The sequence below is a fragment of the Bradyrhizobium sp. 192 genome, assembly GCF_023100965.1.
Classification (GTDB): domain Bacteria; phylum Pseudomonadota; class Alphaproteobacteria; order Rhizobiales; family Xanthobacteraceae; genus Bradyrhizobium; species Bradyrhizobium symbiodeficiens.
The window spans coordinates 5710812-5730105 of record NZ_CP064690.1; the positions used below are offsets into that span (position 1 = coordinate 5710812).

The 19294-nt window shown below is 64.4% G+C and carries 23 protein-coding genes and 3 tRNA genes; 10 read left to right on the plus strand and 16 right to left on the minus strand.

Annotation, left to right across the window (positions count from 1 at the left end; genetic code table 11):
• Window positions 1-4: 4 nt before the first annotated feature.
• The 8 genes from IVB24_RS26645 to IVB24_RS26680 all read right to left on the minus strand — a co-directional run bounded on the left by IVB24_RS26645 (window position 5) and on the right by IVB24_RS26680 (window position 6041).
• Window positions 5-1234, minus strand: coding sequence for a CaiB/BaiF CoA-transferase family protein (locus IVB24_RS26645; RefSeq protein ID WP_247769575.1), 1230 nt, complete (start codon window positions 1232-1234; stop codon window positions 5-7).
• Between the two features lie 169 nt (window positions 1235-1403).
• Window positions 1404-2612, minus strand: a complete 1209-nt coding sequence (locus tag IVB24_RS26650; protein WP_247769576.1) for an MFS transporter — start codon at window positions 2610-2612, stop codon at window positions 1404-1406.
• 121 nt (window positions 2613-2733) lie between these two features.
• Window positions 2734-2904: a hypothetical protein gene (locus IVB24_RS26655; protein ID WP_166475416.1), complete on the minus strand. Its 171-nt coding sequence runs from the start codon at window positions 2902-2904 to the stop codon at window positions 2734-2736.
• A gap of 26 nt (window positions 2905-2930) precedes the next feature.
• Window positions 2931-3146 (minus strand): hypothetical protein, encoded by a 216-nt coding sequence (locus IVB24_RS26660; protein WP_166475417.1) that lies wholly within the window; start codon window positions 3144-3146, stop codon window positions 2931-2933.
• 3 nt (window positions 3147-3149) lie between these two features.
• Entirely contained in the window at window positions 3150-4493 is a 1344-nt protein-coding gene (locus tag IVB24_RS26665; protein ID WP_247769577.1) for a sorbosone dehydrogenase family protein, read from the minus strand.
• A complete protein-coding gene (locus IVB24_RS26670) occupies window positions 4490-4942 on the minus strand; it encodes a DUF2231 domain-containing protein (RefSeq protein WP_247769578.1) in 453 nt (150 codons plus the stop codon). The genes IVB24_RS26665 and IVB24_RS26670 overlap by 4 nt, the downstream gene beginning before the upstream one ends.
• 62 nt (window positions 4943-5004) lie before the next feature.
• A complete protein-coding gene (locus tag IVB24_RS26675) occupies window positions 5005-5310 on the minus strand; it encodes a hypothetical protein (RefSeq protein WP_247769579.1) in 306 nt (101 codons plus the stop codon).
• Between the two features lie 266 nt (window positions 5311-5576).
• On the minus strand, window positions 5577-6041 hold the full coding sequence (locus IVB24_RS26680) for a cupin domain-containing protein (RefSeq protein ID WP_094972045.1): 465 nt from the start codon (window positions 6039-6041) through the stop codon (window positions 5577-5579).
• A 221-nt stretch (window positions 6042-6262) separates the two neighbouring features.
• Between IVB24_RS26680 and IVB24_RS26685 the strand changes: the two genes are divergently transcribed.
• Together IVB24_RS26685 and IVB24_RS26690 are read left to right on the plus strand one after the other, a co-directional pair.
• Window positions 6263-6574 (plus strand): hypothetical protein, encoded by a 312-nt coding sequence (locus IVB24_RS26685; RefSeq protein WP_247769580.1) that lies wholly within the window; start codon window positions 6263-6265, stop codon window positions 6572-6574.
• Window positions 6575-6702: 128 nt separating this feature from the next.
• Window positions 6703-7401: a VIT family protein gene (locus IVB24_RS26690; protein ID WP_247769581.1), complete on the plus strand. Its 699-nt coding sequence runs from the start codon at window positions 6703-6705 to the stop codon at window positions 7399-7401.
• A 334-nt stretch (window positions 7402-7735) separates the two neighbouring features.
• On the opposite strand, the gene IVB24_RS26695 is transcribed toward IVB24_RS26690, so the two are convergent.
• From IVB24_RS26695 to IVB24_RS26705, 3 genes are all read right to left on the minus strand, one after another.
• Window positions 7736-7809: transfer RNA gene (locus IVB24_RS26695), tRNA-Gly, on the minus strand.
• 342 nt (window positions 7810-8151) lie between these two features.
• A complete protein-coding gene (locus tag IVB24_RS26700; RefSeq protein WP_247769582.1) occupies window positions 8152-8355 on the minus strand; it encodes a hypothetical protein in 204 nt (67 codons plus the stop codon).
• 22 nt (window positions 8356-8377) lie between these two features.
• Complete coding sequence (locus IVB24_RS26705) at window positions 8378-8560, minus strand: hypothetical protein (RefSeq protein ID WP_181955108.1); 183 nt, start codon at window positions 8558-8560, stop codon at window positions 8378-8380.
• 200 nt (window positions 8561-8760) lie between these two features.
• On the opposite strand from IVB24_RS26705, the gene IVB24_RS26710 reads away from it, so the two are divergent.
• A complete protein-coding gene (locus tag IVB24_RS26710; RefSeq protein ID WP_162308608.1) occupies window positions 8761-9141 on the plus strand; it encodes a YciI family protein in 381 nt (126 codons plus the stop codon).
• Between the two features lie 9 nt (window positions 9142-9150).
• Here IVB24_RS26710 and IVB24_RS26715 read toward each other — a convergent pair whose 3' ends face one another.
• The gene (locus IVB24_RS26715) at window positions 9151-9747 is read right to left on the minus strand and encodes a TMEM175 family protein (RefSeq protein ID WP_247769583.1); all 597 of its coding nucleotides are present in this window, start codon (window positions 9745-9747) and stop codon (window positions 9151-9153) included.
• A 128-nt stretch (window positions 9748-9875) separates the two neighbouring features.
• On the opposite strand from IVB24_RS26715, the gene IVB24_RS26720 reads away from it, so the two are divergent.
• From IVB24_RS26720 to ppk2, 4 genes are all read left to right on the plus strand, one after another.
• The gene (locus IVB24_RS26720) at window positions 9876-11933 is read left to right on the plus strand and encodes an ATP-dependent helicase (RefSeq protein WP_247769584.1); all 2058 of its coding nucleotides are present in this window, start codon (window positions 9876-9878) and stop codon (window positions 11931-11933) included.
• Between the two features lie 56 nt (window positions 11934-11989).
• Window positions 11990-12970, plus strand: coding sequence for an NADPH:quinone oxidoreductase family protein (locus IVB24_RS26725; RefSeq protein WP_247769585.1), 981 nt, complete (start codon window positions 11990-11992; stop codon window positions 12968-12970).
• A gap of 98 nt (window positions 12971-13068) precedes the next feature.
• Window positions 13069-14103: an LLM class flavin-dependent oxidoreductase gene (locus IVB24_RS26730; RefSeq protein ID WP_247769586.1), complete on the plus strand. Its 1035-nt coding sequence runs from the start codon at window positions 13069-13071 to the stop codon at window positions 14101-14103.
• Between the two features lie 236 nt (window positions 14104-14339).
• Entirely contained in the window at window positions 14340-15308 is a 969-nt protein-coding gene (ppk2, locus tag IVB24_RS26735) for a polyphosphate kinase 2 (protein ID WP_244607630.1), read from the plus strand.
• Between the two features lie 38 nt (window positions 15309-15346).
• Here the strand turns inward: ppk2 and IVB24_RS26740 are convergent, their stop codons facing one another.
• Both IVB24_RS26740 and IVB24_RS26745 read right to left on the minus strand, forming a co-directional pair.
• Window positions 15347-15589 carry a GIY-YIG nuclease family protein gene (locus tag IVB24_RS26740; RefSeq protein ID WP_247769587.1) on the minus strand — a complete coding sequence of 81 codons (243 nt, stop codon included), beginning with the start codon at window positions 15587-15589 and terminating at the stop codon, window positions 15347-15349.
• Window positions 15590-15684: 95 nt separating this feature from the next.
• Window positions 15685-15770, minus strand: a tRNA-Tyr gene (locus IVB24_RS26745).
• A gap of 206 nt (window positions 15771-15976) precedes the next feature.
• On the opposite strand from IVB24_RS26745, the gene rlmB reads away from it, so the two are divergent.
• Window positions 15977-16807, plus strand: coding sequence for a 23S rRNA (guanosine(2251)-2'-O)-methyltransferase RlmB (rlmB, locus tag IVB24_RS26750; RefSeq protein WP_162308609.1), 831 nt, complete (start codon window positions 15977-15979; stop codon window positions 16805-16807).
• A 67-nt stretch (window positions 16808-16874) separates the two neighbouring features.
• On the opposite strand, the gene IVB24_RS26755 is transcribed toward rlmB, so the two are convergent.
• Window positions 16875-17390, minus strand: a complete 516-nt coding sequence (locus IVB24_RS26755) for a hypothetical protein (protein WP_247769588.1) — start codon at window positions 17388-17390, stop codon at window positions 16875-16877.
• Between the two features lie 43 nt (window positions 17391-17433).
• Complete coding sequence (locus tag IVB24_RS26760; RefSeq protein ID WP_247769589.1) at window positions 17434-17919, minus strand: hypothetical protein; 486 nt, start codon at window positions 17917-17919, stop codon at window positions 17434-17436.
• Between the two features lie 282 nt (window positions 17920-18201).
• Between IVB24_RS26760 and IVB24_RS26765 the strand changes: the two genes are divergently transcribed.
• Both IVB24_RS26765 and IVB24_RS26770 read left to right on the plus strand, forming a co-directional pair.
• Window positions 18202-18690 (plus strand): hypothetical protein, encoded by a 489-nt coding sequence (locus IVB24_RS26765; RefSeq protein ID WP_166468939.1) that lies wholly within the window; start codon window positions 18202-18204, stop codon window positions 18688-18690.
• Between the two features lie 166 nt (window positions 18691-18856).
• Window positions 18857-18931: transfer RNA gene (locus IVB24_RS26770), tRNA-Thr, on the plus strand.
• Window positions 18932-19294 lie beyond the last annotated feature (363 nt).

Sequence of the window (19294 nt, forward strand, 5' to 3'; positions counted from 1 at the left end):
GAGGTTATATGATCCCCTGCTTCTTCAACTCCTCGATCTTGCCCGCATCATAGCCGAGCTTGCCGCCGAGCACCTCCTGCGTGTGCTCACCTAGCAGCGGCGGGGCGCGATATTCGGTGATCGGGGTGCCCGAGAGGGTCAGCGCGTTGCGGATCAGCGACAGCTCGGGCTCGAACTTGTGCTCGGTCTTCACCCGCATGCCGCGCGACTGGACGTGCGGATCGGCAAACACCTGCTCGAAATTGTTGATCGGGCCCGAGGGCACGCCGGCCTCCTCAAGCTTCTCCAGCCAGTAGGATACCTTCTGCTTCAGGAACAGGCCGGCGAAGATCGCCATGATCTCCTTGCCGTGCACGACGCGGTCGTTGTTCTTGATGAAGCGCGGATCAGTCGCCAACTCCGGCGCACCGAGCACGGCACAGGTCTTTCGGAACTGGCCGTCGTTGCCGACCACCAGCATCAGCTCGCCGTCGGTGCAGCGGAACACGCCGGCCGGCATGCCGCCGTTGCCCCAGGTGCCGCGCCGCGGCGGCGTCTTGCCGTTGACGAGATAGATCTGCAGCCAGTGCGACAGCGAGGCGATGACGGTGTCGAACAGGCAGACGTCGATGTGCTGCCCCTGCCCGTTATTGGCGTCGCGGTGGTAGAGCGCGGAGAGAATGCCGATCGAGGTGTTCATGCCGGTCATGTAGTCGACGATCGACGGGCCGACCTTCATCGGGCCCTCGCCGGGCTCGCCGTCGATATGACCGGTGACGCTCATCAGGCCGCCCATCGCCTGCAGGATGGCGTCATAGCCGGCGCGCGGCGCATACGGCCCGGTCTGGCCGAAGCCGGTCACAGAGCAATAGATGATGCCGGGGTTGATCGCCTTGATGGTCTCGTAGTCGAGGCCGTAGCGCTTGAGGTCACCGACCTTGTAGTTCTCCATGAAGACGTCGACGTCCTTGGCAAGCTCGCGGATGATCGCCTGCCCCTCGGGCTTGGCGATGTTGACGGTGACCGACTTCTTGTTGCGGTTGGCGCAGAGGTAGAACGAATTGTTGTTGTTGGCCTTGCCCTCGGGATCGGTGAGGTAAGGCGGCCCGAAGGCGCGCGCGTCGTCGCCGGTGCCCGGCCGTTCGATCTTGATCACCTCCGCGCCGAGATCACCCAGCATCTGGGCCGACAAGGGCCCGGCAAGCACGCGGGTGAGGTCAAGGATCTTGATGCCTGAAAGCGGCAGGGCCGACATGTCGATTTCCTCCGGGAACTGATATTGGCGCGGCAGCGAGATCGCGGGGCCGCGCTCCCCAGCGGATACACCATTTTGGCGCCCTGAGCACTGCACTCCGCTCATGCGGCTATCCCGGCCGGCGCCGGAAGCGCGCGTCGCGGCCGAATTCCGCGCCGCGAAGATCGCCTCAGGTCGCGGCCGCCACCCGCGGCCGCCGCCGACCGAGCAAGACCAGGATCAGCACTGCCGCGCAGGAGAACACAAAGGTGAGACCAAGCGCGCCGCGGCCGCCGAACTGGGTGAGCAGACCGGCCAAAAGAGGTGGAGAGAGCGCGGACGCGAGATTGAGCGGCAGCGCGATCATCGACGACGCCTTGGCGAATTCGGTCTGGTCATAGAAAACCAGCGGGATGGTCGCTCGCGCCACCGCCATGGCGCCGCTGCCGGCGCCGTAGAGCAGGATGAAGACCGCGACCGCCCAGGTCGCCCCTTCGCTCAGCATCAGGAGCATCATGGCGACAGGCAACGCCGTGCCGGCGACGAGCCCGGTCGTGATGCCGTCCCACCGCCCGCCGCCGAGGAAGTCGAGCCCTCGCGCGCTGACCTGGATCACGCCGAGCATCGAGCCGAAGGCGATGGCCTGCGCCGGCGCCAGCCCCTCGGCCCGCAACAGCTCGATCAGGATCGCGCCGAGGCCGAACTGGACGAAGGCATTGAGCGTGATCGCGCAGACGACGAGGTTGAACGTGCTTCGCGGAATCGCGGCGGCCTTGGACGGCTTAGACAGCTTGGACGCCACTCCGGCGCCTTCCTTCACCACACGTTGGCGCGGCGTGCCAAAGGCAAACAGCGGCAGAGAGATCAGGATCAGCATCGCCGCATAAACGAGGCAAGTGACGCGCCAGCCGAAATGGCCGCTGAGAAACGAGGTGGTCGGCCAGAAGACGCTGCTGGACAGGCCCGTCACCAGCATCACGGCACCGATGGCACTCTTGGCCTGCCGCCCGGCAATCTCGTTGAGCAAGATGTAGGCGCCGGTCGAGAGCGTGGCGCTGCCGCCCATGCCGAGAATGACCCAGCCGGCAAAATACAGCATCGGCTCATGCGCGAAGAACAGGACGATGTAGCCGGGCACCATAACGACCGTACCGACGATCATCACGTTGCGGGCGCCGTGCCGCACAAAAGCCTTGCCGAGCCAGGGCGCGCACAGCCCCATCGTGACATAAAACACCGAATTGCCCGCGAACACGGCCGGCAGGCTCAAGCCGAGATCGGCCGCAAGGTCGCGGCCGACCACGGCCGGGAGGCTAATCGTAGCCCATCCAATGAGCTGGGTGATCGCGAGCACCAGCAGGACGCCGATCAGCCTGCTGTCAGATTTCAAGAACCGCATTCCAAACGTCGCCTGCCCGGCGGCGCAGATCGCGCCGGCAAGCATGTCTTACCTGCAGATCGAGGTCACGGGAATGTCGGTCCGGATGGGCACTGCTGCGTCCGCCGCAGAGCAGCCGTCCTCAAGCCGTATGGCCGGGATCGACGTGCTTCGGCGTCTTCTTCTCGCGCTGCGGCGTCATCCTGGCCGGATCGGGCGCACCGGGCACGCCGCGGGGACCCAGCTGTTCGCGCTGGATGTCGTCCTCGGAACGGGATGGCTCGACGCCGTTCGGCTCAGGGGACTTGGTCATCGCGTACTCCTTGTTCGGTGACGCCGCTAAGGGGCTGCCTTAAACCCGAGCGTGCCCTCGCCCTGCTCGCGGCCGGGCACGCTGACATGAACTTCATGCCCCTGCCGAATCGCCAGCGTCGCGGCCAATACAGCAGACTCGAACGCCGCTTCCTTGGTGGCATACCTGTTCTTGACATCGCCGTCGTGCAGCACGCCCCACTCGTCCTCGACGGGAACGATGGCATATTGTGCAAGGCTCATTGATCACTCCTGACGCTGCGTGAGTTGGGGATGCGCGGCGGTGACGCGCCAGACGGTGTTGCCGCTGTCGTCTGCAATCAGCAACGCTCCGCTCTTGTCCAGCGCAACGCCGACAGGACGACCGCGCGCCTGATTGTCCTGGTTGAGAAAGCCGGTGACGACGTCCTGCGCCGGCCCTGAGGGCTTGCCGCCCTCGAACGGAACGTAGACGACCTTGTAGCCGTTCAGCACCTGGCGATTCCAGCTGCCGTGCTCACCGACGAAGGCGCCGCCGCGATAGGCGGCGGGCAGGCTCGTGCCGGCGGAGAACACCATCCCGAGCGGAGCGACGTGCGAGCTCAGGGCATAATCCGGCATGATCGCCTTGGCGACCAGATCCGGCCGTTGCGGCTTGACGCGGGGATCGACGTGCTGGCCGTAATAGCCGTAGGGCCAGCCGTAGAAGCCGCCGTCCTTCACTGAGGTCATGTAATCGGGGACCAGATCGGGCCCGAGTTCGTCGCGCTCGTTCACCACGGTCCACAGCGCGCCGGTCTGCGGCTCGAAGCTGAGCCCGTTGGGATTGCGCAAGCCGCTCGCAAACACGCGCCAGCGCCCGCTGGCACGATCGACCTCGAGGATGGCGGCGCGGTTGTGCTCGGCCTCCATGCCGTTCTCGGTGATGTTGCTGTTGGAGCCGACGCCGGCATAGAGTTTCGAACCGTCGGGGCTCGCCACCAGGCTCTTGGTCCAGTGGTGGTTGATCGGCCCGCCCGGCAGCGGCGCCAGCACCGTACCCGGCGCGGTGATCCTGGTGTCGCCCTCGGTGTAGGGATATCTGACGATCGCATCGGCATTGGCGACGTAGAGCTCGTTGCCGACCAGCGCGATGCCGAACGGCGAATTGAGATGGTCGAGGAAGACGCTTTGCGTATCCGGCACGCCGTCACCATTGCTGTCGCGCAAGAGCGTGATGCGATTGCCCGGCCCGGTATCGTTGCCACCCGAGGTCGCCCAGGACTCGATGTAGCCCATGACGATCTCCTTGGGGCGCTTGATCCCCGCCCCCTTCGGCGCCTTGGATTCCGCGACCAGCACGTCGCCATTGGGCAGCACGTAGATGAAGCGCGGATGCTGCAGGCCGGTCGCGAAGGCCTTGACCTGCAGGCCCTCAGCCACATCAGGCGTCTCGTCCTTCTTCCAGCCGACGATGCGCGCGATGTGCATGGGCGGCAGCAGATATTGCTGGATTTCGGGGAGTTTCGGATTGGCGCCGATCTGTGCCTCGGGATCACCGCTGCCGTCGTCGCAAGCAGCCAAGAGCAGCACGGAGGAGCAGAGCAGCGCGCGGGAAAGCTTCGACATCATCGCGCAACTCCCACGCCGTGACGATACACCATGGCCCAACCGAGCCAGCCCGTGACGAGCAGGATCAGGACGGTGAGGATTGAAAGAACAAGGCCGATGGGCCACACCGAGGTCCAGGCATCGCGGGTGTGGATCAGCGTGTTGACGATCGCCAGGACCAGCGCCACCGCATTGCCGATCAGATGCGGCCAGGCCGGCGTCTGCGCCCGCACCAGGCGATTGCCGAGGAAATCGGTCAGGCCCGCGATCGCCGCGACTACCCCGAAGATGACGCCGACGACGAGAAGCCACGCGGAAAAATCCGCCCACATGATCTCGGCGCTGACGACATAGGCGATGTCGGTCAGCAGCGCTCCGATGAAGCACGCGATCGGGATCGGCACCAGCATCGGATGAATGGGATGACCCGCGATTTGCGCGGTCGTGCGCACGCGCGCGTCTTGCTGCACGGTTGGCCTCGTGTGACTATCGGTCCTGCCCGATTGCCAACCCGTGCGCGGGACGATGGTTCCTAGCTGCGCCGCAGACCCAGCCTTTCGCGGACCTCGTCGTCCTCGATCGCCTGGTCGCACCGCGCATCCTTGCCGGCCTCGAAATCTTCCGCGATCGCCTCCAGCGTCCGAAACGCATCCCCTGCGCCTGGCGCCGCCGCGAGGTGAGCAAACGACTGACCGTTGACCGTGAGATCGGCTTCGCCCCAAGGCGTAGTGTCGATCTCCAGGCGGTCACCGCCGGCATTTGCGGTGAAGTGCTGGACGGTGGATTTGGAGGTCGGCAGCGTGAGATCCGGCGTCCAGTCGATCGGCTTGTCGGTCATGTCGTGGTTGTCCCGCAGTTGCAACCAATGGATAGACCATCGGGTACCGCCGGCATTGACCTGGATCAGCCTGGGATCTGCCATCCTCGGGGCGAGCGCGCCGCGAAGCAATTTGCATTGGTCCCCTGTTAAAGGCGGACCTTTGAGGGGTCGCGATGTCAGTTCAAACGTGCCGAGTAATGCCGACTTTTCAGGCGACCGTTGTTCCGTGAGACTTCAGGTCTCCGGCTAAACATGAAATGCCACGCATCGAAGCAGCTCTACCGTCACCCATGCTTATCTTGTGCATGTTTTGGCTGCACTGACCAAGCGGCTGGCTCGTCGTCTTTGTCTGCTTCGGCCGCTGCCGCGGTCGCCTGCACTTTGCCAGGCTTGTGATGGGCGGGCGCATAGATCGCATAAACCTGCATCGGCGTTGCGCCTACGTTGGTGATATTGTGCCAGGTCCCCGCCGGAACAAGCACACACCAACCGTCCGAGACTTCCTTTTCAAAAGTCAGTTCGTCTTTCGCGGCTCCCATCTGCACCCGGCCGTGGCCAGCGTCGAGGCGCAGAAACTGGTCCGTCTCCGGATGCGCTTCCAGGCCAATATCTCCGCCGACGGGGATCGACATCAGCGTCACTTGCAGATAGCGCCCGCTCCAAGCGACCGCGCGATAATCCGTGTTTTCCTTCGTCGCGTGTTCAATGTTGAACGATTGCGGCTTCGGGCCAATGTCATTGATCGCCATTTCAGACTCCATTCTGGCCGCTGCAATGCAACGAGCGAACCGGGATAATCGCAGGCTTCGCGGCGAATCCATTGCGACAGATCAAGGAAGCCAAGGGACGCCTATCCGGACCGGACTCACGCAGACTCCCCAAGCTGCGGCGGGTGCCGATCAAGCGTGAAACGCACTGAGTTTGGAGAACTTGCTGTTGGCAACTGATGCGGATGACGGTGGTTACTCACATGAGTTTTCTGCTGACCCCGTTAATTGCCTTGCTGCTTTGCGCTCCAAAGTACATCGACGGAACGATGACCCCCGGCGAGGTTGTCCAGGCCGCCGCGGCCTTCGTCGCCTTCAGTTGGATTACCGACAGCTCTGGGGCGATCGCCGAGTGGACTGCTTCGGCCAACCGCATCGCTACTGCTGGCGCTAGACCAGATCGGTGGGTAGGCAAGTTCCAGCGCTTCGCGGCAGTGCATCTGGAAAGACAGAGACCAGACTTTGATAGCACGATCTGCTTCTTCGTGAAGGTCATGCCGATCTGCTTTGGCTAGCGTCTGGCAACGGCCACAAGCTTGATCGGAATCAAGACACACCCGGGCTGCGGCCGTAACATCAGGCGAGCGCAGATTTGCTCCTGGACGGATCGAAACGGCTGATCCAAACGCTGAGGGAGACACCCATGAGCCGTCCCCGCCACAACGAGACCCACCTGGTCGATCGCATAGGATGGCTCAGGGCCGCGGTGCTTGGCGCCAACGACGGAATCATATCAACCGCTAGCCTGATTGTCGGGGTAGCGGCAGCTGCAGCGAAGCAGAACGACGTGCTGATTGCAGGGGTCGCGGGACTGGTCGCCGGCGCCATGTCCATGGCCGCAGGCGAGTATGTCTCTGTGAGTTCGCAGTCCGACACTGAGAGAGCGGATGTCGCAAGAGAACGAAGCGAACTGCGCAGTAATCCCGACGGCGAACTCCGCGAGCTTGCAGAAATCTACGTCCGGCGCGGGCTCGACGCTGACCTTGCCCGGCGAGTTGCAGCGCAACTGATGAAGAAGGATGCGCTCGGCGCCCATGCTCGCGATGAACTTGGCATTTCAGAGATGACCACCGCACGGCCCGTGCAAGCAGCTGTAACTTCGGCCCTGACATTTTCGGTAGGAGCAGCAATGCCATTGCTGATGGTCGTCGTGTCACCTTCGAACGTGCTGGTCCCGGTTACGTCAGCGGCGTCCCTGGGCTTTCTTGCGTTTCTCGGCGCGGTCGGCGCAAAGGCAGGCGGTGCGAATATCCTTCGCGCGACGACCCGGGTCACGTTCTGGGGAGCATTGGCACTCGGCATCACCGCTGGGATAGGAAAACTGTCTGGCGCGATACTCTAGAAACCAGACTTCGGACCCGAGGTGCAGATCATCGTCGCAGGACGCTACCGCCGACTGATCGTCTGACCACTCCATCTGCGCAAATCTTCGCAATCCCAGTGTTCGACCTGTCTCATTTTTACGCCACCACCGCCGATCCCCCGCGCGCGTTCGGTACCTCTTCTCCAAACCAAGATATTCGGATTTGATGAGCTCGCACCTCGGTCGGTCAGAGGAGTGCGGCGGATACCTCAGCGTACGCGAAACAGTCGCTCGGAAAGCGAGCATCGGAACGTGTAAAGCAGCCCATTTGTCAGAATGAAATCCGACGCCTTCGCTAAGTCTTTGAAAAGGCTGGAGCGGGTGAAGGGAATCGAACCCTCGTATTCAGCTTGGAAGGCTGCTGCTCTACCATTGAGCTACACCCGCGTCAGGGGCTCCCTAACACGGCCGGGCGGCGGTCTCAACTGCCCAGGGGGTCGCTTTCCAGCGTCTCCCCGGCCTTGCGACCCGCCCCGGTTCCTCCAGAGCCGCCGCCTCTTAACAGCGGCACCGATGCCGCCTATATTGGTGTCTTCCGAAACCAACGAAAGGAGGTGATCCAGTGTCTTTTACCAAGCGCTGTCACCTCGCTGGGATCGCCCGCTAAGCTCTGAATAAGGGCCTGGCATCGGGGCGCTCTCAGCCCTGGACCAGCGAGCAAGAAATCGGGCGCGACGGGGCTTCCCCGCCGCGCCTTTTTCTTGAGATGTCGGGGATCGGAAAACCAGATCAGCCCGCGCGAAGCCGCTCGCGCAGCGCGACGGCGGCGATCAGCATGCCGAAGCACCAGGTCACGACCGCGCGGTGAGGCTCCCCGCCGAGCAGCACCGTGACAATGCTCGTCAGCAGGCACGGCACGATCGCCCTGCCTGTCCGGCTCGTCAGCGCGAGCAGGAACGGCATCGCCGCGATCGATATTTGCAGGACGTCCATATTGGTCATCGGTCGCGAGGCTTCAGAAGCCGCAAACACCGAGCGCGCGCGGGCGCTTGCCGCGCCGGCTTTCGACGATGCGCTCGCCGCCATTCTCGGCCGAGCTGCCGTAATAGCGGTGATGGCCGCTTTGGTCGTGCAGATCGGCCGCCTGAGATTGTCCGGCCCGACGTGCGTCGCAGATGATCTTGATATGACTCGACATTGCCGCCTCCAGCAGAAATCTTGTTGTTGTGGTCATCAGTCGCGACCACTTCCGGCGGCGTTCACAAGGCGAGGCCCCAATCGGGTTTCAGGACGGTTTCGTCGGGGCAAGGCAACGCAATATTTTATGTGCGGGGATTGTCGGCATCGCCTGCGGTGCTACGTCCTTCGAGATCGGTGCAGAAAGAAAACGAGGTGACGATGCTGTACGCCATCCTGGCCTACCATGTGGAAGACGAAATCCTGTCCTGGACGCCTGAGCAGGACGCCGCGGTCGTCGCCAAGGTCATCGAAGTTCAGGCCCCCTTGCGGGCCAGCGGGCAGTTCGGGCCGGCCGCTCGGCTGGACGAGACCCGAAAGGCCCGCACCTTGCGCGGCCCCGGCCCGGGGATGGTGCTGGACGGCCCGTTTGCAGAGACCAAGGAGCAGCTTCTGGGCTTCCATTTGATGGAATGCGCCACCGAAGAAGAGGCGATCGCGGCGGCGCGAAAGCTGCGTGCGGTCAACCCGAGTGCGGTCTACGAAATCCGCCCGGTCAAGCTTTACGTGCCGGCCGATGGGTTCGGCGCGACGTCCGGGTGAGGCGCACACTTAAGCGTCGGGCGCGCTCCGCGCGCCATAGAAGCGCTGGATCAGGAGGCCGCCGAAGGCGATGAACCACAGGAAGGGCGCGGCATGCGGCGCGAAGGCCGCCACGATCGTGCCTGGAATGAACACGAGCAGCGGAAACAGCGAGGCCATGATCTCATGGCTCCAGCCGCCCAATATCCTCCACCATAGCCAGGCGTTGAGGCCGGCGATGGCGCTCAGATGCAGGCCATAGAGCACCGCGACCGCGCTGCTGAGGGGATAGTTGGTGTAGAGACCGTTGGTAACCGGCAGCAGCACGATCGAGAGCAGGAAAAACAGATTGAGCATCACCGCACCGCGGCTGCCCACCGGCTGACGCGCCAGCCGCCGGTGATGGCTGATCCAGAATACGCCGGCAATGATGAAGCTGAGCGCGAAGCCGATCAGCTTGCCCGAATAGACCCGGGCCAGATCGTTCCAGTCGGGCGCGCCGGTAAACACAGCCGCCTTCGGCAGGTCATAGGCCAACAGCGTCATGGCGACGCCAAAGATGGTATTGCTGAGCGACTCCAGCCGCCGCATCTCGAACTGCTCGGGCTTGAACTTGGGATCGGTCATGCCGGCTGTGCGCTTTTCGGGCTGGAACCTTGGGCCTTCTTTTCCCTAGGTGTTAAATCGAGTTGCGTCCAGCCGCATTGCGATTCGCGCGGCAATAGCCGACTCTTGCCCTTTCACCGGGGCGATTCGTGGCAACCTATCTGGACACGCTCAATGCGGAGCAGCGCCGCGCCGTCGAGCATGGCGTGGCCGACGGCGCGACCGTGGGCGCCCCCCTGCTGGTCATTGCCGGCGCCGGCTCCGGCAAGACCAACACGCTGGCGCATCGCGTCGCGCATCTGATCGTCGCGGGCGCCGATCCGCGCCGCATCCTGCTGATGACGTTCTCCCGCCGCGCGGCCGCCGAGATGGCCGGCCGGGTGGAACGCATTGCCCGCAAGGTGTTAGGGGAGAACAACGCTGCGATCATGCGCGATGCCCTCACCTGGGCCGGCACCTTCCATGGCATCGGCGCGCGGCTGTTGCGCGAATATGCCGAGCGGATCGGCGTCGATCCCGCCTTCACCATCCACGACCGCGAGGATTCCGCCGACCTGATGAACCTGGTCCGGCACGAGCGCGGGCTGTCGAAGACCGAGAGCCGCTTTCCCGCCAAGGGTACCTGCCTGTCGATCTACTCGCGCTGCGTCAACGCCGAGTTGGAGATCGAGAAGGTGCTGGGTGCGCACTATCCCTGGTGTGCGGGGTGGGCTGCCGAGTTGAAGGGACTGTTCGCGGCTTACGTCGAGGCCAAGCAGGCCCAGCACGTGCTCGATTACGACGATCTGCTGCTCTATTGGTCGCAGATGATGAGCGATGCGCTGATCGCCGAGGAGATCGGCGGCCGCTTCGATCACGTGCTGGTCGACGAATACCAGGACACCAACCGCCTGCAATCCTCGATCCTCCTGGCGCTCAAGCCCGACGGCCGTGGGCTCACCGTGGTCGGCGACGATGCGCAGTCGATCTATTCGTTCCGCGCCGCCACGGTCCGCAACATCCTGGACTTTCCGCAGAGCTTCTCACCGCGCGCGGAGATGATCACGCTCGACCGCAACTACCGCTCGACGCAGACCGTGCTGGCGGCGGCCAACGGCGTCATCGGGCTCGCGCGCGAGCGCTTCACCAAGAATCTCTGGACCGACCGCACCGCCTCGCACAAGCCGCAGCTCGTCACCGTGCATAACGAGGCCGATCAGGCGCGCTATATCGTCGAGGAGGTGCTGGCGAACCGCGAGCAAGGTGCGCTGCTCAAGCACCAGGCGGTGCTGTTCCGGACGTCCTCGCATTCCGGCCCGCTGGAGATCGAGCTGACCCGGCGCAACATTCCGTTCGTGAAGTTCGGCGGGCTGAAATTCCTCGATGCCGCGCATGTCAAGGACGTCCTGGCGCTGCTGCGATTTGCCGAGAACCCGCGCGACCGCGTCGCCGGTTTCCGCATCCTGCATCTGTTGCCGGGCGTGGGTCCCGCGACCGCGCAGCGCGTGCTCGACCAAATGGCGGAGAGCACCGACCCGCTTGCCGTGCTCGGCCAGCTTCCGGTGCCCGCACGGACCGGCGCCGACTGGACCGACTTCGTCCGCACCGTCGAGAATTTGCGGTATTCGGAATGGCCGGTCGATCTCGAACGCGTGCGGCTGTGGTACGAGCCGCATCTCGATCGCCTCCACGAGGAGTCCGAGACGCGCCGCGCCGATCTGATGCAGCTCGAGCAGATCGCGAGCGGCTATGCCAGCCGCGAAAAGTTTTTGACCGAGCTCACCCTCGACCCGCCGGATGCGACCAGCGACAAATCCGGGCCGCCGCTTCGCGACGAGGACTATCTGATCCTCTCCACCATCCACTCCGCCAAGGGCCAAGAGTGGAAATCGGTGTTCGTGCTCAACGTCGTCGACGGCTGCATGCCGTCCGATCTCGGCGCCGGCACCTCCGCGGAGCTCGAAGAGGAGCGCCGCCTGCTCTATGTCGCGATGACGCGCGCCAAGGACGATCTGCACCTCGTCGTGCCCCAGCGCTTCTTCGTCCACGGCCAGGCCGCCAAGGGCGACCGCCACGTCTACGCCTCGCGCACTCGCTTCATCCCGGAGCAGCTGGTCTATTTGTTCGAGCGCACCGCCTGGCCGAAGGCCGGCGCTGGCGCTGCCCGCACCGCGGCGCAGGGCCCGAAGGTCGACATCGGCGCGCGGATGCGCGGGATGTGGCGGTAGACGCAAGAGGCTCGTCGCAGGACCTGTCAGGATAACTGGAACAACAGAGGTCCGGAATGAAAGCCGTCGTCGTCGAGCAATACGCGCCCATCGATCAGATCGAACTGAAGGACGTTCCGTCCCCGCGCGTAGAGCCCGGGCAGTTGCGCATCAAGGTCGAGGCCGCCGGGATCGGCTTCGTCGACGGCCTGAAAATCGAGGGACGCTATCAGACCAAAGATCCCCTTCCCTTCATCCCCGGCACGGAATTCGCGGGCATGGTGACGGACGCGCCCGGCGCACCCGGCGGCTATCAAGCCGGCATGCGCGTGATGGGCATGACGCGCTCGGGCGCGCTGGCCGAGGAGATCGTCGTCAGGCCCGAAGCGCTCCATCGCCTGCCCGACGGCGTCGCGGCCGAAGTCGCCGCCTCGTTTCGTGCCAACTATCTCACCGCCCTCTATGCCCTGAGCGCGCGCGCCTCGCTGGTCGCCGGCGAGCAGCTTCTGGTGCTGGGTGCGGCCGGCGGCACCGGAACCGCGGCCGTGCAGATCGGCAAGCTGCTCGGCGCCCGCGTGATCGCGGCCGCATCGACACCGGAGAAGCGCGACTTCGCGCGGGCGCACGGTGCCGACGCGGTGATCGACTACACGCAGACCGGCTGGCGCGACACGCTCAAGGAGTTGACCGACGGACACGGCGCCGACGTGATCTTCGATCCCGTCGGCGGCGAAATTTCGGTGCAGGCGTTTCGGTCCATCGCCTGGCGCGGACGCCATCTCGTGGTCGGCTTTGCCGCCGGCGCCATTCCCGCATTGCCGTTCAATCTGCCGCTTCTCAAGGGCGGCGCCCTGCTCGGCGTCGACCTCGCGCAGATTCCCACCCGTGAGCCCGACGTTCAGAAGCGTCTGATGTCGGAGCTGATCGGCTGGCTCGCCGACGGCAAGCTGAAGCCCGCGGTCGGCCGCGTCTTCGCGCTCGAGGATTTTCGCGAGGCGTTCAAGACGATGCAGACGCGAGCAGCACTCGGCAAGATGGTGGTGCGGATCGCGCGATAGACCTCACAAACGGAAACCGAGCATTTCCGGAATGCAGCCTTGTCGCCCGGCAACCGTCCATTAGATCTCGACAATCCCTCCCCGCAGAGATCTGATCGATGACCGCACCGCTTCAATTCGGACTGGACACCTTTGGCGACGTGACGAAGGACGCCGTCGGCGCCATGCTTCCGCACGCGCAGGTGATCCGCAACGTCGTCGACGAAGCCGTGTTGGCCGACGAGCTCGGCCTCGACTTCATCGGCCTCGGCGAGCACCACCGCGCCGATTTTGCGATCTCCTCGCCGGAGACCGTGCTCGCGGCGATCGCGGCGCGAACCCAGCATATCCATCTCGGCTCGGCCGTGACGGTGCTGTCTTCGGACGATCCCATCCGTGTATTCCAGCGCTTTGCCACGCTGGATGCGCTCTCGAACGGGCGCGCGGAAGTGATCCTCGGCCGCGGCTCGTTCACGGAATCCTTTCCGCTGTTCGGCTTCGACCTGCGCAAATACGAAGAGCTGTTCGAGGAGAAGCTCGACCTGTTCGCCGCGCTCCTGCCGCAGAAGCCGGTGAGCTGGGAGGGCAAGCTGCGTCCGCCGCTGCGGGATCAGCTGGTCTATCCGCCGGTCGAGCACGGCACGCTCAAGACCTGGATCGGCGTCGGCGGCAGCCCGCAATCGGTGGTGCGCGCCGCGCATTACGATTTGCCTTTGATGCTCGCCATCATCGGCGGCGATCCCGCGCGCTTTACACCTTTCGTCGATCTGCACCACCGCGCCGCCAAGGAATTCGGCCGCACTGCGCAGCCGATCGGCGTGCACTCGCCCGGCTATGTCGCCGAGACGGACGAACAGGCGCGCGAACAGCTGTGGCCCGACTACAAGGCCATGCGGGACCGCATCGGCAAGGAACGCGGCTGGCCGCCGATGGGCCGCGACGAGTTTGTCAACGAAGTTGAGCAAGGCTCGCTCTATGCGGGCTCGCCGGAGACGGTGGCGCGCAAGATCGCCAGGATGGCGAAGACGCTCGGCATTTCGCGGTTTCAGCTGAAATATTCGGCCGGGCCCCTGCCGCACGAGAAGCTGATGAAGAGCATCGAGCTCTACGGGCGCAAGGTGGTGCCGATGGTGCGGGAGATGCTTGCCGCTTGATCCACGTCAAATCGCGCGATCGGGTTTCCGCACTAGAAGAGGATTCCCGTGCATCAGGACGAGCAAGGCGAATGGCACCTCTTTCCAGGAAGTCCCCGCAAGCGCGCCGCCAGAAGGCCCCCGGCAAACCGGCAGCGCAGGTCAAGTCGGTAAGCGCGCGGACGCGCGCGATCGAGCTGACGGCGGTCGAAAGGTCCTTTGCCGAGCAGTCTTCCTCGGCCGCGCTGCAAACCGAGATGGCGGCGCTCGACAGCGTGCTGAAGGGGCCGCCCGCCCTTTCGCCGGACAGCGAGCCGGTTCAGGCCATTCTGACCGGCGCGGCGCCTGATGATGCCGAGCGTCTCCAGGCGCTGCTGGCCGGCAAGGAAGCCAAGCGTGCAAGGCGCACCACCAGCGACGAATTGGCCGACGATTGGCGGCTGGGCGGTTACCCCTACAAGTCGCGAATGTATCGCCGCGACTACGAGGAGCAGAAGTTCGTCCTGCAGACCGAGCTGCTGAAATTGCAGAACTGGATGAAGGAAAGCCGGCAGCGCGTCGTCCTGTTGTTCGAAGGCCGCGACGCCGCGGGCAAGGGCGGCGCGATCAAGCGCTTCATGGAGCATCTCAATCCGCGCGGCGCGCGTGTCGTGGCCCTGGAAAAGCCGAGCGAGGTCGAGCGCGGCCAATGGTACTTCCAGCGCTACGTGCAGCATCTGCCGACCGCCGGCGAGATCGTGCTGTTCGACCGCAGCTGGTACAACCGGGCCGGCGTCGAGCGCGTGATGAGCTTCTGCTCGCCTGGAGAGTACGACGAATTCCTGCGTCAGGTCCCCGAGTTCGAACGCAATCTCGCGCGCAGCGGCCTGCACCTCATCAAGTTCTGGTTCTCGGTCAGCCGCGAGGAGCAGCGCCGGCGCTTCAGGGAGCGTGAAGGCCATCCGCTGAAGCAGTGGAAGCTGTCACCGATCGACCTCGCCTCGCTCGACAAATGGGACGATTACACCCGCGCCAAGGAATCCATGTTCTTCCACACCGATACGGCGGACTGCCCCTGGATCGTCATCAAGTCCGACGACAAGAAGCGCGCCCGCCTCAACGCCATGCGCTACGTGCTTCATGCGATGCCCTATGCCGGCAAGGACAGCAAGCGCGTCGGCATGATCGACGATCTCCTGGTCGGGCGCGCGAACGTGATCCACGAGCGGGAAGAGCATGGGAAGTAGAGGGGAGCAAAAAAAACGGGACGATCTGTCGCCATCGACTACCAAAGTCGCTTCTTCGCAAAAGCGTGACCTGAACCAGATTTCAGGTAGCGCTCGAAAGCTCGTGCATTCTCAATATCTGAAAAGGCCACGTACGTGACCAAGCGCCACGGTCCGTATTTGGATGTATGCGACGATTTTCCTGCGTTGTGATCCCGCAGGCGCTGCCTAAGATCCGTCGTCAGGCCGATGTAGCGCTGGCCGACGAACACTTCGCTTTCCAGAAGATAGACATAATGCATGGATGCCGCCCTCCTTCGCCAAGGCTTCGGAGGGCATCCTGCTTCGCGCAGCTGGAGGCTGCAAATCCTGCGAAGCGCGTCAGCGCGAAGCAGGATGGTGGGGGAGGCAGGACTCGAACCTGCGAAGCCATGAGGCGGCTGATTTACAGTCAGCTCCCTTTGCCACTCGGGACACTCCCCCGCTCGACGGCAGCACAATCGGGCCGGACCTTGCCGGCGACCGAAGACGGCCATGGAACGTGAAGGCCGCGACAGCCCGGATGGGGGCGCGACCGGGCGCGGTTATGGGCGATCCGGTGGGGCAAAGTCAACCGAGGCGAACAGCTAAAATCGCCGCCGAAGCCACCCAAATTGCCATATTCCGGGACCCGTGACACAAGCGAGCCCATGAAGGACAAGAAATTCACCCCGAGGGGCCCCCGCGGCGGGGCTAAGCCCTTCAACAGAACCGGGAAATCGGGCGGCCGGCCGGCTTGGCGCGACCGCGATTCGCACCCCGACGGGCCGGTCATCCTCTATGGCTGGCACACCGTCACCCTGGCGCTGGCCAATCCGGCGCGGCAGATCCGCAAGCTGACGCTGACCGAGAATGCAGCCAAGCGGCTCGCCGACGAGAACATCGCAACCCGCGTCGCCCCCGAAATCGTCCGTCCCCAGGAGATCGACCGCCTGCTCTCGCCGGACGCCGTGCACCAGGGCCTGCTCGCCGAGGCCGATCCCCTGCCCTCGCCCGACATCGAGGACCTGGCGCAGGAAGGCATGGTGCTGGTGCTCGACCAGATCACCGATCCCCACAATGTCGGCGCCATCCTGCGCTCGGCCGCAGCCTTCGCGGTGAAGGCGATCGTCACCACCGCGCGCCACAGTCCGGAAGCGACCGGGGTGCTCGCCAAGGCCGCCTCGGGCGCGCTGGAGCTGGTGCCTGTTATCACCGTGCAGAACCTCGCGCGCGCCCTGACCACGCTGAACGAGACCGGCTTCCAGACTGTCGGCCTCGACAGCGAAGGCAGCGAGGATCTCTCGGAGGTCGCGCTGCGCGAGCCGCTGGCACTGGTGTTGGGGGCCGAAGGCAAAGGCCTCAGGCAATTGACCCGCGAGACCTGCAGCGTCGTGGCGCGGCTCGACATGCCCGGCGAGATCAAGAGCCTCAACGTGTCGAACGCCGCCGCGCTCTCGCTCTATGTCGGCGCGAGCCGGCTGGGGCTGATGAAGCGGTAATTCGAAAAAGCAAAACGCCCGTCCGCATCGCGCGAACGGGCGTCTGGTCGGCTCAACCGATCAGAGATCAGTAGTAGCGGCGCAGCATGCGGTGGCCGCCGTAATACGCCGCCGGCGCGTGGCGGTGGGCGTAGCCGTAGCGTGGACCGTAGCCGTAATGCGTGCGCGGCAGGTAGCCGTGGCGCGGGCCGTAGCCGTAGCGGTACGGACGATAGTACGGGCGGTGATAGGGAGCCACGGCAGCGCGATAGCGATAGCCATAGCCATAGCCATAGCCGTAATTGGCGGGCGCGACGACCGCGTCTTCACGGTAGGTCGGATACGGCGCGAAGGCGCCCGGGCCGGTATAGGTCGGGCCCTGGTTGACGTGATAATATTGCGTGGTCGGCTCGGCGAGACGCTCATAGGCGCCATAGCCGTAGCCGGCACCGTAACCATAGCCGTAGCCGCCGCAACCGGTGTTGCAGCCGGAATACACCGGTACGACCGGCTGGCAAGGATTGAAGCCGCACGCCGCGGCGGGTGCCGTGGCGACGAACATCGCGGCAGCTGCCGCGACCAGTCCCGAAATCATCTGACGCATTACTCTCTCCTGTTGATTTCCGTTTGTTGGATTTTGACGTTTCTTAACCCGGCGGCCTGCCGGGCACCTGGACATGCGGCCACGGGCGCGGTGGCCGCGGACGATCGTTGATCTCGGGCGCGAGGATCACCGGCGGTGCGTCGACCGGCGCATTCATCTGCGCCGGCAGCGGCGCCGATTGCGCGCCCCAGCTCTGGTAATAGCTCTCGGCGGGCTTCGGCAATTTGCGGTTCGTGGGCGGCTCGACCTCGAGCCGGCCGTAGCCGGGCCGCAGGCCCATCGTCGGATAATAATGGCCGACGTCGGCCGGCTGCCGCTCGGCGACATAGCGTCCGCCATAGATCGTGGGCTGCACCTGCTGGTTCTTGCCCAGGCCCCAGACACCCTCGACCACGGCATAGGACGCGTCGATATTGTTGATGATGATCGGCACGCCGGGCCGGCCGGGAACGACGATATCGAAGCCGCTGCCGGCAAACGCCGTCGCGGGCAGTCCGATCAGAAAGGCAGCGAGCGCCACAGCACGCATCAGGGGACCCCGGTTATGCGCCGGCAACCTACCCGAACGCTGCGACAAGAGGGTTAAGGCGCGCTCACCAATTTCCGGTAAGCCTAATGTGTAAGGATTGCGCGGCGTTCAAATGCCGCCAAGCCTATCAGTGAAGCGTTAACGGCGCGCGTCAGAGCCAGGGTGGAACCGCACCGTGCTCACATCGGTGTGACCATCCAACTCTCGAAATCGTCAGTCTTCGCGGAACGTCCGGCGCCGCCAGCGTTTAGCCACCGTCAATAATCTGGGAGACAAACAATCATGAACATCAAGCTTCTCGGGGCGACGGCGATTGCAGTGACCATGCTGGCAGGCGCGGCCAACGCCCAAGCGGTCATCAATGAACCGGGCCGTTGCAGCGCCCAATTCCCCAATGCCAATTGCCAGAACCTCGGCCCCGGCAATCCCTACACCGATAGTGGATACCGCCATCGCCGCGCGTCCTATCGTCAGACCAATGGCGACTGGAATAACGACTGGAACAGGAGCCGCACCGGCTTCTGGCCGACCGACGTCGCGGCCGGCGTAGCCGGCGCCGCGATCGGTACCGCTGGCGCGATCGCCAGCGCGCCGTTCCGCGCCTGGGACAATTCCTACGCCTCCGACAACAGCTGGAACAATTCGTGGGACAACCGCGGCTGGGACAATCGTGGCTGGGACACCCGCACCTACGCCCAGCGTAACGGCTTCGTCTGCACGCCCGGCACCTGGTTCAAGGGCGAAGACGGCCGCCGGCACATCTGCCAGTAAGCCGATCCAAATCGATGCGAGCGATCAGGCGGCCTCCGGGCCGCCTGATTCATGTCGGCGGCGACCGCACTTCCGGTTCTGGCACTTTCCGATCAAGTCTGGTATTGCGGCGCGCAACGGGTGGACAGCCCCGGCCCATGCCGGCCCCTGCCCGCCTCCAGGCGTCGCCGGCTTAGCTCAGCGGTAGAGCAGCGGTTTTGTAAACCGAAGGTCGGGGGTTCAATCCCCTCAGCCGGCACCAATGAAATCAACGCTTTACCTCGTTTTTATAGCCCGACACCCCCCTCATCCTGCAGGAACTACTTTCGGGCTAAACCGGGCTACAGCTCGTTCGCCGCGCGTAAACAGTACGAGGAGCCATTTCAGCTGAGCCCTGATCCCGCGGCGGAGCGCGTAGACGCGCGTGAGGCGGCGCTGATCGCGGGAGCACCGTCAGGATCCGCCTGGCCAATCTGCATCGGGCAGCATGTTGCTCGAGCGCGGGCCACAACTTGTACCCGGAGGTATCTGCTATTTCTCTCCAGGCGCGATCGGTCGAGCGTCCGATGCGAGCATCTCGTGTCCGAGGTCCGACAACATCACGAATAACGCATTGCAGAGGCCA

Coding starts and splice junctions, on each gene's coding strand:
- IVB24_RS26660 (WP_166475417.1), bottom strand. CDS start 3,146: ATGAGCCTTGCACAATATGCCATCGTTCCCGTCGAGGACGAGTGGGGC.
- IVB24_RS26685 (WP_247769580.1), top strand. CDS start 6,263: ATGAGTTTTCTGCTGACCCCGTTAATTGCCTTGCTGCTTTGCGCTCCA.
- IVB24_RS26730 (WP_247769586.1), top strand. CDS start 13,069: ATGACCGCACCGCTTCAATTCGGACTGGACACCTTTGGCGACGTGACG.
- ppk2 (WP_244607630.1), top strand. CDS start 14,340: ATGGCGGCGCTCGACAGCGTGCTGAAGGGGCCGCCCGCCCTTTCGCCG.
- IVB24_RS26710 (WP_162308608.1), top strand. CDS start 8,761: ATGCTGTACGCCATCCTGGCCTACCATGTGGAAGACGAAATCCTGTCC.
- IVB24_RS26705 (WP_181955108.1), bottom strand. CDS start 8,560: ATGTCGAGTCATATCAAGATCATCTGCGACGCACGTCGGGCCGGACAA.
- IVB24_RS26655 (WP_166475416.1), bottom strand. CDS start 2,904: ATGACCAAGTCCCCTGAGCCGAACGGCGTCGAGCCATCCCGTTCCGAG.
- IVB24_RS26675 (WP_247769579.1), bottom strand. CDS start 5,310: ATGACCGACAAGCCGATCGACTGGACGCCGGATCTCACGCTGCCGACC.
- rlmB (WP_162308609.1), top strand. CDS start 15,977: ATGAAGGACAAGAAATTCACCCCGAGGGGCCCCCGCGGCGGGGCTAAG.
- IVB24_RS26700 (WP_247769582.1), bottom strand. CDS start 8,355: ATGGACGTCCTGCAAATATCGATCGCGGCGATGCCGTTCCTGCTCGCG.
- IVB24_RS26650 (WP_247769576.1), bottom strand. CDS start 2,612: ATGCGGTTCTTGAAATCTGACAGCAGGCTGATCGGCGTCCTGCTGGTG.
- IVB24_RS26755 (WP_247769588.1), bottom strand. CDS start 17,390: ATGCGTCAGATGATTTCGGGACTGGTCGCGGCAGCTGCCGCGATGTTC.
- IVB24_RS26715 (WP_247769583.1), bottom strand. CDS start 9,747: ATGACCGATCCCAAGTTCAAGCCCGAGCAGTTCGAGATGCGGCGGCTG.
- IVB24_RS26645 (WP_247769575.1), bottom strand. CDS start 1,234: ATGTCGGCCCTGCCGCTTTCAGGCATCAAGATCCTTGACCTCACCCGC.
- IVB24_RS26665 (WP_247769577.1), bottom strand. CDS start 4,493: ATGATGTCGAAGCTTTCCCGCGCGCTGCTCTGCTCCTCCGTGCTGCTC.
- IVB24_RS26765 (WP_166468939.1), top strand. CDS start 18,202: ATGAACATCAAGCTTCTCGGGGCGACGGCGATTGCAGTGACCATGCTG.
- IVB24_RS26725 (WP_247769585.1), top strand. CDS start 11,990: ATGAAAGCCGTCGTCGTCGAGCAATACGCGCCCATCGATCAGATCGAA.
- IVB24_RS26690 (WP_247769581.1), top strand. CDS start 6,703: ATGAGCCGTCCCCGCCACAACGAGACCCACCTGGTCGATCGCATAGGA.
- IVB24_RS26680 (WP_094972045.1), bottom strand. CDS start 6,041: ATGGCGATCAATGACATTGGCCCGAAGCCGCAATCGTTCAACATTGAA.
- IVB24_RS26740 (WP_247769587.1), bottom strand. CDS start 15,589: ATGCATTATGTCTATCTTCTGGAAAGCGAAGTGTTCGTCGGCCAGCGC.
- IVB24_RS26760 (WP_247769589.1), bottom strand. CDS start 17,919: ATGCGTGCTGTGGCGCTCGCTGCCTTTCTGATCGGACTGCCCGCGACG.